Origin of the sequence: Thermotalea metallivorans (assembly GCF_001562415.1) — a bacterium.
In the GTDB taxonomy this organism is placed as follows: domain Bacteria; phylum Bacillota; class Clostridia; order Peptostreptococcales; family Thermotaleaceae; genus Thermotalea; species Thermotalea metallivorans.
Map to the genome: position 1 here is coordinate 82,715 of NZ_LOEE01000046.1, position 15,907 is coordinate 98,621.

The window sequence follows — 15,907 nt, forward strand, 5'->3', positions numbered from 1 at the left end:
CATCGCTCCCAGTACAAAAAAATTTTTATACACATATTTTATTTTATATTTTTTATGATCCTATGGCAATATTGGTTGCTGTGGTTTTCGCTACGCCCATCTACATTATATAATGAGCAACAATTTATGTCAAATATTTTTTATTTTTGCCATGCTATTTTTTCTTTTTTCCATTTCTTCCTACTTTTATACTCATATATCCTCGCCCCTTGGACACTAACTGTTTCATCCTTTCCTTCTCCCTAAACTGCAACCGCACCCATCAAAATCCATAGCCTCAACCCCGGGACAAAAATTCTAATATATTCCTTCTAAGATACGTCCTATCCATAACTATACTTTATCATGCTCAAAAATATTCTTCCTTTCATAGTATAAATTAGATGGCAATACCTCTCCCGGAATATCGATACATGATAATAGGTCACTTGTATTATCACTAAGAAAGGAGACGATTTGATGAGAAACTTTTTTTATTCCCATCCTTTTGCGGTACCATTCCTACCCTTTGGGTACAGGTATGAACCCTATCATTTTATACAAAGCAGCGGCAGTCCCAGTAGTAAAAATATTGCCGTAGCATGTATGCGGGGAGGACCCTTGGCCCCTGATCTGAAGGGTGTAGTTTATTTTAAAGATGTTCCCGGAGGCACGGAAGTTTATGCAAATATCAGCGGCCTTCCTCCTTATCTGCCCGGCGACAAAAACAAGGATCCCATCGGGCCCCACGGCTTTCATATCCATGAAAAGGGCGATTGTACCGTAGGCAATCCAGAAGACCCCTTTCGGGCAGCAGGAGAGCATTGGAACCCTACAAACCAACCCCACGGAAACCATGCAGGCGATTTCCCTGTGTTGTTTTCCAACGACGGCATTGCCAGGATGACATTCTTTACAAATAAATTCAAGGTCCAGGATATTATCGGAAAAGCCGTCATCATTCACCAAAGTCCCGATGACTATAGAACCCAGCCCGCCGGTGATGCAGGCAAACGTCTGGCTTGCGGCATCATTCAGTATTTTTTTGACGGCCTGCCCTTCTGATTTTCCTCCTGCTGTCCAAAGCAGAAAATACTTGATGGTATAGAAGGGCCTTATCTGATCAGATAAGGCCCTTCTATACCATCACTACATTTTTGCATCCATTTTTTTCCGCTATGGCAACCAATTCCTTCATCAATTCCTCCGTGGGCTCCTTCCAAATCTTTGCGCCCTCTCGAACGCCAACAGATCGAAACCAAATCAGCTTGTATCTGATATTGGGATCTAAGGTTGCAATCAATCGGCTGATTTTGTCTACATTTTTTCGGTTATCCAGCAACTCCGGGACAATTACCGTTCTAATTTCATAAAGCTTGTGGATTTCCGCCAAATATCGAATATTTTCAATCACTGGCTCGTTGCCTTTTCCCGTAAGCATCCTATGTTCCTCCCCATCGTAGGATTTCAAATCCACCATGGCCATATCCATGGTAAGGGCCATCTCCTTCATCTGCTGCAGGGGAACAAAGCCATTGGTATCCAGGAAAGCAGTAAGTCCCATCTCCCTGACTCTTTTAAAAATTTCTATGACAAAAGCAGCTTGGAGGGTACATTCTCCTCCCGACAGGGTAACTCCCGAAATAAATCCCCCTACCTTCCTTATATGGTCCATTATTTCTTCCACATCCATTGTTTGCACCTTGGGAGAACTATCATAGGGACATGCTCGGATACAACCGTCACAATCCCTGCATAAATCTTGTTTCCATAGGATCTTTCCTCTCTCCAGCCCTAGGGCGGCGTAGGGGCAAGCTTTTATGCACTCGCCGCAATGGCTGCACCGTCGGATAGTTTCAGGATTATGGCAATAGATACAATCAAAATTGCATCCCTGCAGAAAGATTACCGTCCGATTTCCTGGTCCATCCACAGCACTGAAAGGTAGAATTTTATGGACATACCCTTTAAGCATCATTCTTGATAACCTTTCTTTCCAGAAGTCTTTGGTTTTCTACGGCCTCCAGCCCTAATGCCACCGTGTCCTGCAACACCGGTTCCCCTGCCTTTCGCTTTTTCATCTCTGACTTTTTCACCAAATACCCGGTAACCCTCATCAAATCATTGTCGCCGGAAGAGAAAGCAAACATCCGCATGCCTTTTTCCATGGCTCCCCGGATGATATCCAGAACAAACTCCGGATTGTTTTTTGCCGTGCTTTCAAAAGTAAAAATATCACTGATTCCCGACGGAAAAAGAGGATGAAACTTGGCAGCATAAAGGATATGATCCAGAAGTTCTGGTTCATCTCCTATAGGAATTCTACAACCGGCAGTGGCATCTATATCGGCTGAAATGCCCGATTGAGCATGAAGTAAAAATCTTTGCCCTGTTCCCTGACAATAAAGATTTCTATGCTGATTTACCGCTTCCTCGATTTTTTTCACGATCTGGTAACCTAATTCCTTGGCCTTTTCACTGTGCCCATACCGATCCCTTCGATCCCGGGCATTCAAAAAAAGATTGACACACTCGGCCAATCCGAAGATTCCAAACATAGCCGTAAAACGATCCTTATGGATAAAGCCCTCCTTTGCCAAGAAACTGCTTTCAAAGAAGCCGCTTTCCTCTACCAAAAAACGAATCCTTTCATCCATGATTTCTGTCACCAAGCCTACGGCATGGGGAATATATTGTTTGAAAAAAGTCTCTTGATTTCCTGCTTCTTCTGCAAGTCTTTTTAAATTCAGCCTTACAAGGGTATAACTGCCGCCGCCCACAGGAAGACCATTATAGCAGCTGGCAATCCCGTATTCCTTGCCAAATTCCCTCACAAACATTTCATGGTTGGCAAAATAAGGCTTTGAAACTTCCAGGCCCGTTTGCACCGCCTCCAGGGCAAAATCCTTGGGCGTATCTTTGCTGTATCTTAAAGTCAGATTGGGAACAGCATTTTTTAATTCTCTCTCCGCCTTTAGGATCAGCCTTCCTGCTCGGGAATCATGGGGGCCGATATTGGCATGGACAAAGGAATCGGTCAGCGTCCGATCCATATGGATGAAGAATAATTTGATAATCTTATAAGCCTCCTCTTCATTCACTATAAAGGGTTCCAATAACTGATCCAACACCCCGACAAAGACGGGGAAAGATGTAATGGAAGGGACATGCTTATAGAAAATCAGAAGATGATTCACGGCTTCCCATAAATCTGCAGGAGGATTCAGCTCCAAAAATTTGCTGCCGATTTTCATGAGCCTTTCATAATCGGGCAAAATATATCTTGGCCGATAGGGAGCCTTTCCTTCAAACAAGTCGCAAATCACCCGTTTTTCCATGTAGTCTTTAGCTTCCTTAGAAATATGAAGTACCTCTATACTGTTTTCTGCCTCCCTGGCAAGCTGGAGAACTTTTTGCTGATAGGTTAATCCTTGGTCTTGAACCACGCGGTAGATATTGTTCATAAGATTTTTTCTCTCCCTAAATATTTTCTATTGTGTTTATTATAACACTAGTTTACAAGTTTGCCTAATCAATCTTCCTTCCCTGTAAATAGCATTTAACAGATTCCTTTATTGAAGCATATATTTTGCTATTTTCGAGGGAAGATATGAAACTGTTTTAAATTAATTCTCTATGAAATAGTTGCTAAATCCCCAAAATAGCTTTTGCTGATAGAATATGACTTCCATATTCCATCGTATACCATAGGCACGGAGAATTAGATTTTCTGATCCTTTTTCTTTACTGTATCTAGGATGATGCCTTTAGAGTACCAACTGTCCCACAAAAGAATGCCTGGAAAATCTTTTAAATACTTCATAGCACAGTCAATCATCTCTGATGCCATTTGTAACTTGCTCTTTTCTTAGTATAGAGCTTATATCCTAGAGAGAGACTTAGAATTCTATTTTCCCCTTGAAAGGATAAGGGGATAGACCGAACTTCTTCAACAGAGGTAATAGCTAACATTAGCCAAAGGAAAATATTGAAGCTCCGCTTTTTAAAAAGTGAACGGTATTGCAGTAAATATTGCTCTATAGTTTGAATAAATGAATCTTTGGATATACTAAGCATATCAGACGCCTCCTAGGGTGTTGGTTACACAAAATTAGTATTCCTAGGATTCAGGTGTCTGATTTTGTTATTTTTATCCAATTAATCTTTGATTACTTGTAAAGTGGTGTTATTATAACACGATTCTTTTTGTCTCATAAAGCAGAAAGACTCCCTGGTTTTTGCCAGAGAGTCTTCGCAACCATTTTAATTGCAAGGTGGTTTTGGTTTTTCATCAATTTGATTCGGGAATAACTGCGGGAATGTTGTACAGATCTGCTCAACATTTGCTTCAAGTACAGGAAATCCCGTAGACAATACACAAAGCTGAACGGGCACCACAATTTTCTTCTCACAGGTTACACACAAGGCAATAATCAAATTGGCCCTTACCGTGCCCGTTGCCGGATCCACAAAAATATCCCTTCTGATACTGTTTGTAGCCAGTCTGACCTCGCAGTCTATATTGCAAAATTCTGTGAATCTCGGCAAGAATGCACTGTCAAACACAGAGGGCAAACACAACTCAAAGAAATTTGTCAGTACCAGCGGTGCAGTGGGCGATGCAATAGGTGCAATGGCCTTAAGCGTTACAGCACACTCTTTATCACAGTCATCCGTAAAGATAACATCTATTTCTATTACAACACTTCCTGAAATGGCTATATTTTGTGTCCCGAAGATGGGTGTTCCTTTTCCTTCTTCATCGCACTCCTGTGTATTGACAAACACAAGTTTTTCAGAGGGTGTTCCATCGGGCCCTATCACCCGTACATCCTTACCCGATCCATCCTCTACAAAATCGGCACCGGCCAAAGTTGTACTGGGTGTTGCAACTAAATTTCTGGGGTCATTGATGTTTTCCGGATTAAAGAATTTTCTGCACCGGATATCTGTTACTGCAATAATCCTTGCCCCTCTTCCCAAGGCAGGTGTAAACAATTGGCCTTCTACAGTCCTCAATCCCTGCAAGTTAAACAATGCCGCATCATAAACTTTTTGAACGTAGATAGGCTCCGATACAACCTTTTTCAAATTGCCGTCAAAATGACAGCCCGTGGTCGCTGTGCAGCATCTATCTTCAATAGAAAGATTCAAGTTTGCACTCTTTTTATTGCATGCCATAATTTTCATGCCTCCTCTCTTATATTGGCGGAAATCGGATTGTCCATTCCCACTATCAATATATGGAGGATTTATTTTTTGGTTACTCTTTTCTTATTTTTCCACTTTGCTTATTCTCCAGGGCACCTTGCACATGTTTTATATTTTCATTTTCAATTTGAATCAAGACATAGGGGTAGGTAATGACCTGGGTGACCATAGATCCTTTCTCGGGGGCTGCGACATAAGCCGATACATAGGCCCTATCAGGAGTTTCCATGACCACCTTATCCACTTCCACCCTATATCCTCCCGTAGATCTTTCTCCACCGCTGATCAGAACGTACATATTTTTGCCCAGCCGAGCATAGTGAACTCCCTTTACATGATAATTGGATTCAAACCATTCCTTTAATTGATGATTTTCTTTTATATCCTCGAACATGATTTGCTTATAAGCGATGGTTTTTCCCATGGGCATCTGCTCCACCTCCAACACAATCATAACTCTATGGTTTTTTTGATCCCAAGTTACCTTGGCTCCGAGGGCCTCCGCAATGAATCGTACCGGAACTAAAGTTCTGCCCTTTATCATTTTGGCAGGAACATCTAATTTTATTTTTTCAGGGATCCCCGTAAAATCGAAATTTTTATGGATATAGGCCTCATCCTTTCCCGCAGGAATTTCAATGGCCGTGTACTTGTCTTTCACCCATACGGTAGATGTCTCTTCACTCCAAGCAACTTCCGCCCCTAATCTTTCAAATATCCCCCTTGCCGGCACCAAAACCCGATGATTTTCAAGGATGGGATTCACATCAAATTCCATGGCCTCCCCGTTGATTTGGATTTCAATCCTAGGTTGTTCCAAGGCATATCCTTGTATAAATCCTGCCAAAAGCATAAAAGTCAAAAAAACGCAAAGCAATTTTTTCATATCCTATTCTTCCCCCTTTCCCTATCTGCTCCTCAATCATTAGACGATCAAGACTTTATACATGTTCCGTCAATACTATGCTACTTTTTTTCCTTGATACTTCACGCCCAAACAGCGATTCATATATTGGCTTGCAATTATCATCAAAATGATCATGGCTACTGCCAGAATCCTATGGGCCCAAAAAATATCTGTAGCATCCTTTAATATCCCCATAAATGGAAAGGCAACGGCGGCCGCCACATTAGCCGCCAAACTTTGAAAAGAAAGAAGGGTAGCCCTCTTATCGGAAGGAATATGTTTATTTAAATATTTAGCAGTAACAGGCCTATACAGACCCCTGGCCATCTGCTGCAGTAAAATTGCAAAGACACCTATCCAAAGCTTTATGATACTTAATAAAATAAAGGACAAAATCATCAGTGCCGCTATAAAAGTCAAAGTCCTAGGTTTTGTCAAAGCCATCACGTGATGGCTTCTTCTGGATGTAAAAGCTGCCGTAATATTGAAGATAAAAAAGATAATGCCAAAATATCTTACAGGTATATTTACAGCTTCCATGTAGGGTTGAAAATACCAAAATCCTACACGATAGAATACAAAAAAAATCATGGAAAACAATAGAACGGCCTTAATTTTTTCATGGGTAAAAATATATTGAGCACTCTCTTTCATCTGATCCAGATATTTTTCTCCATAGGGTCCTTTCTTTCCTTCTATGGGCGGTTCTTGAAATCGCAACGCAACAACAACGGTAATCATCATGAAAACAATAGAAATGATCATGGGCAGGAAGATATGAACCTCATATACAAAGCCTGCCACAACCGAGCCCACGGCTTGGGCATATAGGGCAATGCCCCGGGCAAATCCTTCTATCTTCTGATAATTTTCTGTCTTTCCCAATACCTTTAGGGTATCGTATATCAAGGCCCCATCGGCTCCCGATTTTAATGTAGCCCCTAAGCTGAATACAATCTCCGCCAACATGAATACGATAAAGTGTTTTCCCAACATGTATATGGACAAACTTACCGCCCACAGGGCTGCTCCTAAAAGAATGCTGAATTTTCTTCCGAGCTTGTCTGCCAAGGCTCCCGTGGGTACCTCAAATATCACCACCGAAATCGCAGCAACAGATTGCAAAATCATGATCTCCGTAAAGGACAAACCCTTGGCAATTAAAAATAAAACAATAATAGGGCCTAAAATCAGCAATTCATGAAATATGGAATAGATATAATAGTTCCTTATATTTTTTGCATAGTCCATTCTGTCACCTTCCGCAAAATCCTACAAATGTCATTTTTTTATAATTATTCTATATTTTATTTAAAAGATTTCACGACGTCAATAAGAAAATTTCCTCTGCAAAGACAAAAAATCGACATGCAAAGGAATTGCCCCATACAATCCTGCTGACTATCCAATACTTTCTTCCCAAACAAGAAAAGGATCTTTATGATGACAAGATCCTTTTCTTGTTTGGGAAGTTGATTACTTTAATTCTTCTGGCAGTTCCGGCTGATATCCTAGTAAAGTGCAGGCAGATGCGGCGCTAGTAAATGCAGCAAAAGTAAGCAGCGTGATAGAAAGTTGCAATAATCTTCTTAGCATACTCTCCCCCCCCTTTTCATTTGTATTATATTGAGCAATTCATCTGACCCTTTCCAGAAAGCATATCCTAACTTTGTTATGGAAAAACTCTGGAATAGCAATCCCAAGGAAGATGCCAAGATAATCATGTTTCCTTTATGAACGGTCTTAAAATATAGTAATATTGAGGTACTCCAGATGCACAACAGTATCAGGGAATATTTTTTTAACCTATATCTTTTGTTTGGGTCCGTTATAGGTTTTGCTGGGGTGTCCGCTGGTGCATACTTGGCCACAGCCCAGAAAGAAAAGAGCATTGTAGAAATTGCAATCGGCATTACGTATTGGTAATCAAGGGAAATAAATTTTGAAATAAAAGCTAAGACGTTTACTGAAATTACGCTGTATAATTCACAATTTAGGGGACTGGAACAATGGGCCCCCCCTGAAAATGACCTGAAGACGGAAAATGTAATGATAATCATAAGCGCGGGCCAAAATATGTCGAATATCCACGCAAAGCCAAGGGTCAATGTATAGCCAATGATAGACTGCAACAGCACTGTTAAAGAATATTTCAGAATCGCTTCCTGTTTTTTTTCTATGTTTAAATGTTTTTTATACATTCCCAGTATAAGATCAATTAATCTTTCTATTTTCATTCTCCTCCTTCGTTTGTATTTTCCCATATAGGGTTTATGGTTATATTATAAATCAAAGGTAATGTTGAAATTTGTAGAATCTTGTAACTATTTTCTTTTTTATATGAAATTGAGACTTTAGTCTTAGCTTGTTGGATTTATATTACATTTAAAAAGAATTGGCTCCACAAGGCAATCTTGTAGCTAATTTGTGGAGCCTTATTGTATGTTTACTTCAGCATATCCAGTAAAAATTTCTGCAAAAAGTTGTATAAATAATAAGGATTGTAGTATATTATTGCAAAAACAAACTCCTCAAAATTTCAATTCTGATTCCTCTCCTTTACAAGATAAGTCCTCAGACAGCTAAAGAGACTTCATGGGGGTTTTGGCAACATGAAGTTTAGTCTTGCGCTATCTCCTCTATCTCACCAAAAAACGTCCTTACATCCTCCATGATTGACTGGGCTGCAATACTTCTTAAAGCCAAATGGCCCCCTTGCTCATAAAATTTTAATTTCTTTTTTTCAGTATCGGCTTTTTTATATATATAATTGGCACTATCACTTCTTACGGTATCATCATCTATTGTCTGTATCACCAATAAAGGGCATTTTATATTTTTGATGATTGGCTTTGTTTTGAGAAGCAGCGACTTGAATTGAAAAAGTGCTGCCAACGGAATATTTCTCGATGCCTTCAAATATCTTCTGATATTTCTATAATCTCTTTTTTTGAAGCCGTTTATAATGTTTAGGCATATTCTTTTCAAATTCCAATAATAAATAGGCGAATTGATTGTCACAAGACCATGAATTTTATATTTGATCCCCAGATTCATGGCAATCAAACCACCCATGGAAAATCCTATGACAAATACACGGTCACAGGAAGATATCAGCTGAAGTAGCCCCTCTTCTGCAGAAGTTAACCAATCGTCATAAGTAACTTCCCTTAAATCCTTTTTTCTTCCCGTATGTCCTTTTAAAGTGGGACATATGACTTGATATCCCCTTTCCTGCAGATATGCGGCCAAAGGACTCACTTCATGAACACTCCCGCCGAAGCCGTGAATAATAAGGCATCCATTATTTTTTCCCAACTTTCATTTCCCCTTTTTTCACATAATGTCTTTCATAATATCATTCTACAGTAAATACAATATTATCCAACATATGCAGTTGTCAAGCCCATGGAGGAATTGCATCGCCAAACCCCCATTTATGCCGAATATATGGAAAAAGACAGGATTTTATATAGCCCTGTCTTTTTTTCTCCCCCTCATCGGCATTCTTATATATCATCAAGGGAATCAATGGTTTATCCGCATTTAGAAAATCCACAGCTACGGCAGATCATGCAACCCCCTTCATGTTCTACCTTGGATCCGCATTCTGGACAATCATTCTCTCTTTTTTCCATGGCAACGGATACTTCTTGGTGATATTCACTCTGACACATCTCTGCCATGGAACATAAGGAACAGTTGCTGGCACAGCGATCGATCGTCTCCTCTTCTATTTCCAATGCCATGTCTTGCACATTGGGTTCTGTTGATTTTACATGCATATTTAATACTTTCTCCAAGGTTCTGCCGATGGCATCGGGGCAAGATAATACCTTGATATCCTTGTTTCCTTTCCCTCTTTGGGTCAGGGTTGAATGGCACCGGATGCCTCGCAGTTGTTCAATAATAGCTTCCACGCTTACTCCGGCCCGCAATGCAATAGATACAATACGACTGGTTGCCTCGCTTTGACTCGGACAACCACCGGCCCTTCCCAGATTCGTGATCACCTCGCAGATTCCTTCATCATCATAGTTTGCAGTAATATATAGATTTCCGCATCCGATCCTTACCTTTTCTGTCAATCCCCTTGTAATCTCCGGCCTCGGTCTCGGCGTAATCTGCGATTTTGCAGCTGCTGGGGTGACCGCTTCCTCCCTTTCTTCTTTTTCCTTTACAGGCCCGATATTCAATACTTGACCTTCCCTGCTGCCGTCACGATAGATAGTTACGCCCTTGCAACCGAGGGCATAGGCCAAAGTATACACTTCTTCCACGTCTTCCCTTGTAGCATCATGACGGAAATTCACGGTTTTGGATACAGCATTGTCCACATATTTTTGGAAGGCCGCTTGCATTCGGATATGCCATACCGGTGAAACATCATGGGCTGTCACAAATATCTTTCGAATATGCTCCGGTATTTCCGGTATGTGGGCCACACCCCCTCTTTCAGCCACCTTTTCCATGAGCGTCTTTGAATAAAGGCCTTCCTTCTTTATCGTTTCTTCGAATAAAGGATGAGTCTCCACCAACTTATCATTATCCATGACATTCCGGAAATAGGAAATAGCAAAAAGGGGCTCTATGCCGCTGGAAGTTCCGGCAATAATGCTGATTGTTCCCGTAGGGGCAATTGTTGTCGTCGTTGCATTTCTCAGTTTTATGCCCTTCTTTTCATAGATGCTGCCTTTATAATAAGGGAATACACCCCTTTCCTCTGCCAATCTCATGGACATTTCCTTGGACTTTTGATCAATAAATTTCATAATCTCCTCTGCCAGTCTTACGCCTTCTTCAGAGTCATAGGAAATACCTAATTGGATTAACATATCTGCAAAACCCATAACGCCTAAGCCAATCTTCCTCGTTCCTTTTGTCATCTCTTCAATGGCTTGCAGCGGATAATTGTTCACATCGATTACATTATCCAAAAAGTGTACTGCCAAGTAAACCACTTCTTGTAATTTATCATAATCTATATATTTTTTCCCGCCATCGTCCTTGATCATTCTGGCAAGATTAATAGACCCCAGATTGCAGGATTCATAAGGAAGCAGCGGTTGCTCCCCACAGTTGTGGACAATGATACCATTTCCTATAAGAGAATGTGTAATCTCTTCTGAAATATCATATACTTCCGCTTCTTCACTTTCTCTAATGAATTTTACCTTACTTGTATATTTTGTATTTTTTCTAGAAGCACTATTGATTTGTTCTAATTTTTCATTCTTCCTTTCATGTAATAGTTTAAAGATTATATGTTTAAAGCTGCAAATATCATTTCCATTTATAATCAATTCGTAACAAGGTGTAGAATCATATTGTCTTTCTCCTCCGTTTTGTGTTACATAAATAAAATTTGAAGTTTCTTCCTTTGTTCTATCGTAGATGTTGGAGAATATACCGAAATTTAATAACAGCAATTGTACATCTTGTAAAAGTTCTAAAGAACTTGAACTAATGCGAATGTCCCTGTGATTTTCATCTACATAATTTATTGTTCCGTCTGAGCTGAAAAGTCCGTTTATATAAGCTGCTACAGTTTTTTCTGAAGCCGTAAATATTGATTTAGGAACCCTTTTTTCATGGACTCGTTTTGCTTCAAAGCCAAAAGATTTGATTAACTCTACAAACTCTTTTCTCTTAAACAACAATTGCCATGTTCCATTTTCTCCCTCATTGACAATCCCTTCCCCTGCGCCAAATTTCTCTGCAATTTGCTGCATTCTTTCCATGATATATTTCTCATCGGATGAAAAAAACATTCCCACTACTTTTTCATCGACCGTTAACCACCCGTTTCCCGTAAACCATCCCAAAAATAGCCCCAGTTCTTCGCCAATATCATCGGATACGGCCCAATTTCCTGCTCCCGACTGAACGAATACTTCATCTTCTACACTTAATTTTTCAGCTTCTATCCATCCCTTCACTGTTAAAATCTTATGTTCCGGTGTTACTTTGATCTTCTGTCCATTATCCAAACAAATTTCTATCGTTTTTTTTGTCCCCGTTTTGAAAACCCTTGCTTTTCTTAGTGTAACGCCATTTTCATAATATTCTCTTCTATGATGAATCATCTTTCCATTGATTGCTCTATTATCCGTAAGAATGTCAATTTCTCCATCTTTATATTTATCAAATACATCCTTGATCTTTTCAAGCCCATTTATTGTTGAAATATAGGTGTCGCCATGAAGACACGGATTCGTACTCTCTATTTCCCCTATGGCCGGCGTAGGATTGTCTCTGTTTAATCGGTCTAAGAATATAATCCCCGGCTCTCCGTTGGTCCACGCCATATCGACAATCATATCAAAAACTTTTCTTCCATTGATTCGGCCTGCAATCTTTTTTGTATGGGGATCTACCAAATCATATTCCGTTCCATTCTTTACAGCTTCCATAAAAGCCTCTGTAATCCCTACACTAATATTAAAATTTGTAATCTCGTCGTTATCCTTTTTGCACTGGATGAATTCCAATATATCGGGATGATCTACCCGTAAGATTCCCATGTTGGCTCCTCTGCGCGTACCACCTTGTTTCACTGCTTCTGTAGCTGCATTAAAAACCTTCATAAAACTGACAGGTCCGGAAGCCACCCCGCCTGTTGAGGCAACCGTCGATCCCTTCGGCCTCAATCTAGAAAAACTAAAGCCTGTCCCTCCACCGGATTTATGTATAATTGCGGCATTTTTGATAGCATCAAAAATGCCTTCCATGGTATCCTCTACGGGCAGTACAAAACATGCAGAAAGTTGCCCTAATTCTCTTCCTGCATTCATCAGTGTTGGAGAGTTTGGCAAAAACTCCAGATTGGTCATCATATTGTAGAATTTATCCTCTAAAGTCTGAAGGTCGGCATTGGGATTATATATCCTATCTGCCTTTGCAACATGTCTTGCTACCCTTCGAAACATCTCTTCTACCGTTTCTATCACTTCGCCTTTTTCATTCTTTGCCAGATATCGTCTTTCAAGAACCTTTAAGGCATTCTCTGAAATCTGCATAATCCTACCTCCTATAACTACATTTGGTATAGCTGCCAAAGTTGGTGTACTAAATATTGTATCATCTGACCATAGGAATGTCAAAACAATATTTGGTTATTCCATGGCATCAAAAAGAGCTATCAGGGGAAATCACGTCTTATTTATGCCCCTATGCTTTGATAAATAATCAATTTTCCTCAAAAAATAGGAAAAGCTCCCCATTCATTTCTTCGAGAAGCTTTTCGTGCTATTATCTACGATTTTTTAAGAATTTTTAATATTTCCCTGATTGTATCATTTACATATTCGCCTTTTCTGTATTTTCGCTTCGCCACAATAATTTCTACCTGCTTGCCCTTTGCCACAACGTCTTTTACCACTTGAGGCTGTTCTATAAAAACACCAATCTCCTGAAAATTCTCATCCATAAATACAAACGTAGGAATTTTCGGTTTTCCATTCACGGCATAGTTTTCCATATATGCCTCATTGCCTTCCCGAGAAACAATACGAATTACAATTTTATCATTGATATCCGCCATTTTTTGGAGGGCTGGTACATTGATCATACAGTCTGGGCACCATATTTCTCCAAAAACCAATACATGGATGATTCGGTCAATAGTTTTAATTTCTTGCACCAGTTCCTCATCAACTTCAATCTGGTGATAGATTTCTAAAGTTTTTTCTTTATGTGTATCCTTATCTCTGTTTACAAATTCCTCAAATGAAATTCCCTTCTCAAAGAGTGCTTTCATACCCAGCAAATCCCCCCTTCATTCTTGCTTATCCTATAGGGCCCAGACTTTTGAGAAAATAGATTCAGCCTGTGTTGTCCACTTTTCATAACGTGAAAACCTATTCTATATCTATATATATGATATCCTATGTCTCTTTAGACGTGCAATAGATTTTTATGGTTTCTATGTCATTTGGAATATTTTACATCTCTTAAGAATAACAAATCTGCACTTATTATCTTGTTAAACGATATATGGCCTTTGCATATACTTCCAAAGCAATATATAAATCCTCCAGCACAATGTATTCATTGGGCTGATGCTCGGTTTTTTCTCTTCCCGGCAGAATTGCGCCAAAGGCAACACAATTATCAATTGCCCTTGCATAGGTGGCTCCCCCTGAAGATATGGGCTGAGATAGGGTATCCCTTGTTACCTCCTGATATACTTCCATCAATGTCTGAATTAAAAAATGATTTTTTGGAATATAAATTGGTTTTAGCCAATCGTATTCCTTATAAGCTAGACCGTATTTGCCAGCTACGGCACTTAGCTTTGATACAATTTCCTCTTTGGTTACTGTCACCGGAATTCGAATATCAATAGATAGGGTCTCTTTCTCCCCTAAGTTGATTTTACCTACATTAAATTTAAGCTTTCCGGAATCCTCATCTTCACAGGAACCAAAAATTCGTGTAGCAAAGGGATCTTCTTTAATTTCATTGGCAATAAATTCAATGGTCTTTGATGTAATGCCTATTTCCTTTAAGGCAATGGCTAATCGATTGATGGCATTCACCCCTTTTTCAGCAGCTTGGGCATGCATTGATTTTCCTAATACCTTTACCCCTGAAACAGTTTCCTCAAATTCATAGCCAAGTTCCAACAACTTATCCTTTAAAGCCTCCTGTTTTTCTCCTGTATACACAATGTTATCCGGCACGGCATTGAAAGAATTTCCACCTTCCAGCACAAGGTCTGTCTCATTCTTGCTTTCAAGCAAAAGTTGCAGCAACCCTTTTTCTGCATAGATTAAAGGAAAAGTGGAATCAGGTGTAAATCCCATGGAAGGCTTCTCCTCTTTTTCCATATACTTTTTCATGTCTCTCCATAATGACTCTTCATCGGTTCCAAAAATAAATCGGAGTCTTTTATGAAATGGAACCTCCAAATCCATCAGTGCCTTCGCAGCATATACAGCCGCAAGGGTTGGTCCTTTATCATCCTGTGTCCCCCTGCCGTACAGTTTGCCATCTTTTATGACCGGCTCAAAAGGATTATTTTCCCAATCATCCAAGCTTCCGGCCGGTACCACATCTAAATGGCCCAATACCCCTACTAACTCTTTACCTTGGCCGATTTCAGCATATCCATAATATCCTTCTGGATCATAATATGTACGAAATCCTAATCCTTCACAGATTTCCAAGGTTTTTCTCAGCACTCTGTCAATAGCTTCACCAAAAGGATATTGTTCAGAAGGTTCAGCGATAACGCTTGGAATTCTTATCAACTCCTGGATCCCTTGGATCAATTGTGGCTGAAGCACTTCCAGTTTTTCTTTCAGGGCTTTATCTATCAACATGTCCACATCACCGTCTTTCCTAAGTATTTGTAGTCCGCAGCTAACTTACAATCACTATTTAGGATTTGCAAATTATAGGTATTTGATAATGGCGGAAAAAAATTTTCTCTATCAAACAATTTCATAAGAAACATATTTGTTATCACTTCAATTATAACATTACACCTATACTTGAAAAACAAAAAACCCAAGAGCAATTTTGCTCTTGAGTCCTTTTGGATATCCAGCAACGACCTACTCTCCCAAGGCGTCTCCACCTCAGTACCATCAGCGCTGAAGGGCTTAACTTCTGTGTTCGGTATGGGAACAGGTGTATCCCCTTCGCCATTGTCACTGGATGTGTGTGGCTTCGCCACAGTTGCCAGTTTTTTCTGGCAACGAATGTACCTTCAAAACTAAACAATGCAAAGAGAATCTTTTGCTGCTAACCCCTAAGGGCTAACAATAAACTGGTCAAGTCCTCGACCTATTAGTATCGGTCAGC

General features: G+C 39.9%; 12 protein-coding genes and 1 rRNA gene. 1 reads left to right on the plus strand and 12 read right to left on the minus strand.

Features of this window, described 5'->3' with window-relative positions; genetic code table 11:
- Positions 1–459 precede the first annotated feature (459 nt).
- Positions 460–1,044 carry a superoxide dismutase family protein gene (locus AN619_RS10755; protein WP_083525092.1) on the plus strand — a complete coding sequence of 195 codons (585 nt, stop codon included), beginning with the start codon at positions 460–462 and terminating at the stop codon, positions 1,042–1,044.
- Between the two features lie 73 nt (positions 1,045–1,117).
- Here the strand turns inward: AN619_RS10755 and AN619_RS10760 are convergent, their stop codons facing one another.
- From AN619_RS10760 to rrf, 12 genes are all read right to left on the minus strand, one after another.
- Complete coding sequence (locus AN619_RS10760) at positions 1,118–1,954, minus strand: YjjW family glycine radical enzyme activase (protein WP_068556886.1); 837 nt, start codon at positions 1,952–1,954, stop codon at positions 1,118–1,120.
- Complete coding sequence (locus AN619_RS10765; RefSeq protein WP_068556854.1) at positions 1,947–3,443, minus strand: YjjI family glycine radical enzyme; 1,497 nt, start codon at positions 3,441–3,443, stop codon at positions 1,947–1,949. The genes AN619_RS10760 and AN619_RS10765 overlap by 8 nt, the downstream gene beginning before the upstream one ends.
- Positions 3,444–4,242: 799 nt before the next feature.
- On the minus strand, positions 4,243–5,160 hold the full coding sequence (locus AN619_RS10775) for a hypothetical protein (protein ID WP_068556858.1): 918 nt from the start codon (positions 5,158–5,160) through the stop codon (positions 4,243–4,245).
- An 82-nt stretch (positions 5,161–5,242) separates the two neighbouring features.
- A complete protein-coding gene (locus tag AN619_RS10780; RefSeq protein ID WP_068556860.1) occupies positions 5,243–6,076 on the minus strand; it encodes a stalk domain-containing protein in 834 nt (277 codons plus the stop codon).
- A gap of 75 nt (positions 6,077–6,151) precedes the next feature.
- Complete coding sequence (locus tag AN619_RS10785; protein ID WP_068556862.1) at positions 6,152–7,348, minus strand: MFS transporter; 1,197 nt, start codon at positions 7,346–7,348, stop codon at positions 6,152–6,154.
- Between the two features lie 225 nt (positions 7,349–7,573).
- A complete protein-coding gene (locus tag AN619_RS15660; protein WP_083525093.1) occupies positions 7,574–7,693 on the minus strand; it encodes a cyclic lactone autoinducer peptide in 120 nt (39 codons plus the stop codon).
- On the minus strand, positions 7,687–8,361 hold the full coding sequence (locus AN619_RS16720; protein WP_083525094.1) for an accessory gene regulator ArgB-like protein: 675 nt from the start codon (positions 8,359–8,361) through the stop codon (positions 7,687–7,689). The genes AN619_RS15660 and AN619_RS16720 overlap by 7 nt, the downstream gene beginning before the upstream one ends.
- 355 nt (positions 8,362–8,716) lie before the next feature.
- Entirely contained in the window at positions 8,717–9,415 is a 699-nt protein-coding gene (locus tag AN619_RS10795; RefSeq protein WP_068556865.1) for an alpha/beta hydrolase, read from the minus strand.
- Positions 9,416–9,633: 218 nt separating this feature from the next.
- On the minus strand, positions 9,634–13,116 hold the full coding sequence (locus AN619_RS10800) for an adenosylcobalamin-dependent ribonucleoside-diphosphate reductase (protein WP_068556868.1): 3,483 nt from the start codon (positions 13,114–13,116) through the stop codon (positions 9,634–9,636).
- Between the two features lie 236 nt (positions 13,117–13,352).
- Complete coding sequence (locus tag AN619_RS10805; protein ID WP_068556870.1) at positions 13,353–13,856, minus strand: thioredoxin family protein; 504 nt, start codon at positions 13,854–13,856, stop codon at positions 13,353–13,355.
- 217 nt (positions 13,857–14,073) lie between these two features.
- Positions 14,074–15,423 (minus strand): M20 family metallopeptidase, encoded by a 1,350-nt coding sequence (locus AN619_RS10810; protein ID WP_068556872.1) that lies wholly within the window; start codon positions 15,421–15,423, stop codon positions 14,074–14,076.
- Positions 15,424–15,644: 221 nt separating this feature from the next.
- A 5S ribosomal RNA gene (gene rrf / locus AN619_RS10815) occupies positions 15,645–15,761 on the minus strand.
- Between the last annotated feature and the right edge of the window lie 146 nt (positions 15,762–15,907).

Excerpts from the sequence above, each read along its gene's own strand:
- AN619_RS10805 (WP_068556870.1), bottom strand. The coding sequence starts at position 13,856 with ATGAAAGCACTCTTTGAGAAGGGAATTTCATTTGAGGAATTTGTAAAC.
- AN619_RS16720 (WP_083525094.1), bottom strand. The coding sequence starts at position 8,361 with ATGGGAAAATACAAACGAAGGAGGAGAATGAAAATAGAAAGATTAATT.
- AN619_RS15660 (WP_083525093.1), bottom strand. The coding sequence starts at position 7,693 with ATGCTAAGAAGATTATTGCAACTTTCTATCACGCTGCTTACTTTTGCT.
- AN619_RS10760 (WP_068556886.1), bottom strand. The coding sequence starts at position 1,954 with ATGCTTAAAGGGTATGTCCATAAAATTCTACCTTTCAGTGCTGTGGAT.
- AN619_RS10785 (WP_068556862.1), bottom strand. The coding sequence starts at position 7,348 with ATGGACTATGCAAAAAATATAAGGAACTATTATATCTATTCCATATTT.
- AN619_RS10775 (WP_068556858.1), bottom strand. The coding sequence starts at position 5,160 with ATGGCATGCAATAAAAAGAGTGCAAACTTGAATCTTTCTATTGAAGAT.
- AN619_RS10810 (WP_068556872.1), bottom strand. The coding sequence starts at position 15,423 with ATGTTGATAGATAAAGCCCTGAAAGAAAAACTGGAAGTGCTTCAGCCA.
- AN619_RS10800 (WP_068556868.1), bottom strand. The coding sequence starts at position 13,116 with ATGCAGATTTCAGAGAATGCCTTAAAGGTTCTTGAAAGACGATATCTG.
- AN619_RS10765 (WP_068556854.1), bottom strand. The coding sequence starts at position 3,443 with ATGAACAATATCTACCGCGTGGTTCAAGACCAAGGATTAACCTATCAG.
- AN619_RS10780 (WP_068556860.1), bottom strand. The coding sequence starts at position 6,076 with ATGAAAAAATTGCTTTGCGTTTTTTTGACTTTTATGCTTTTGGCAGGA.
- AN619_RS10755 (WP_083525092.1), top strand. The coding sequence starts at position 460 with ATGAGAAACTTTTTTTATTCCCATCCTTTTGCGGTACCATTCCTACCC.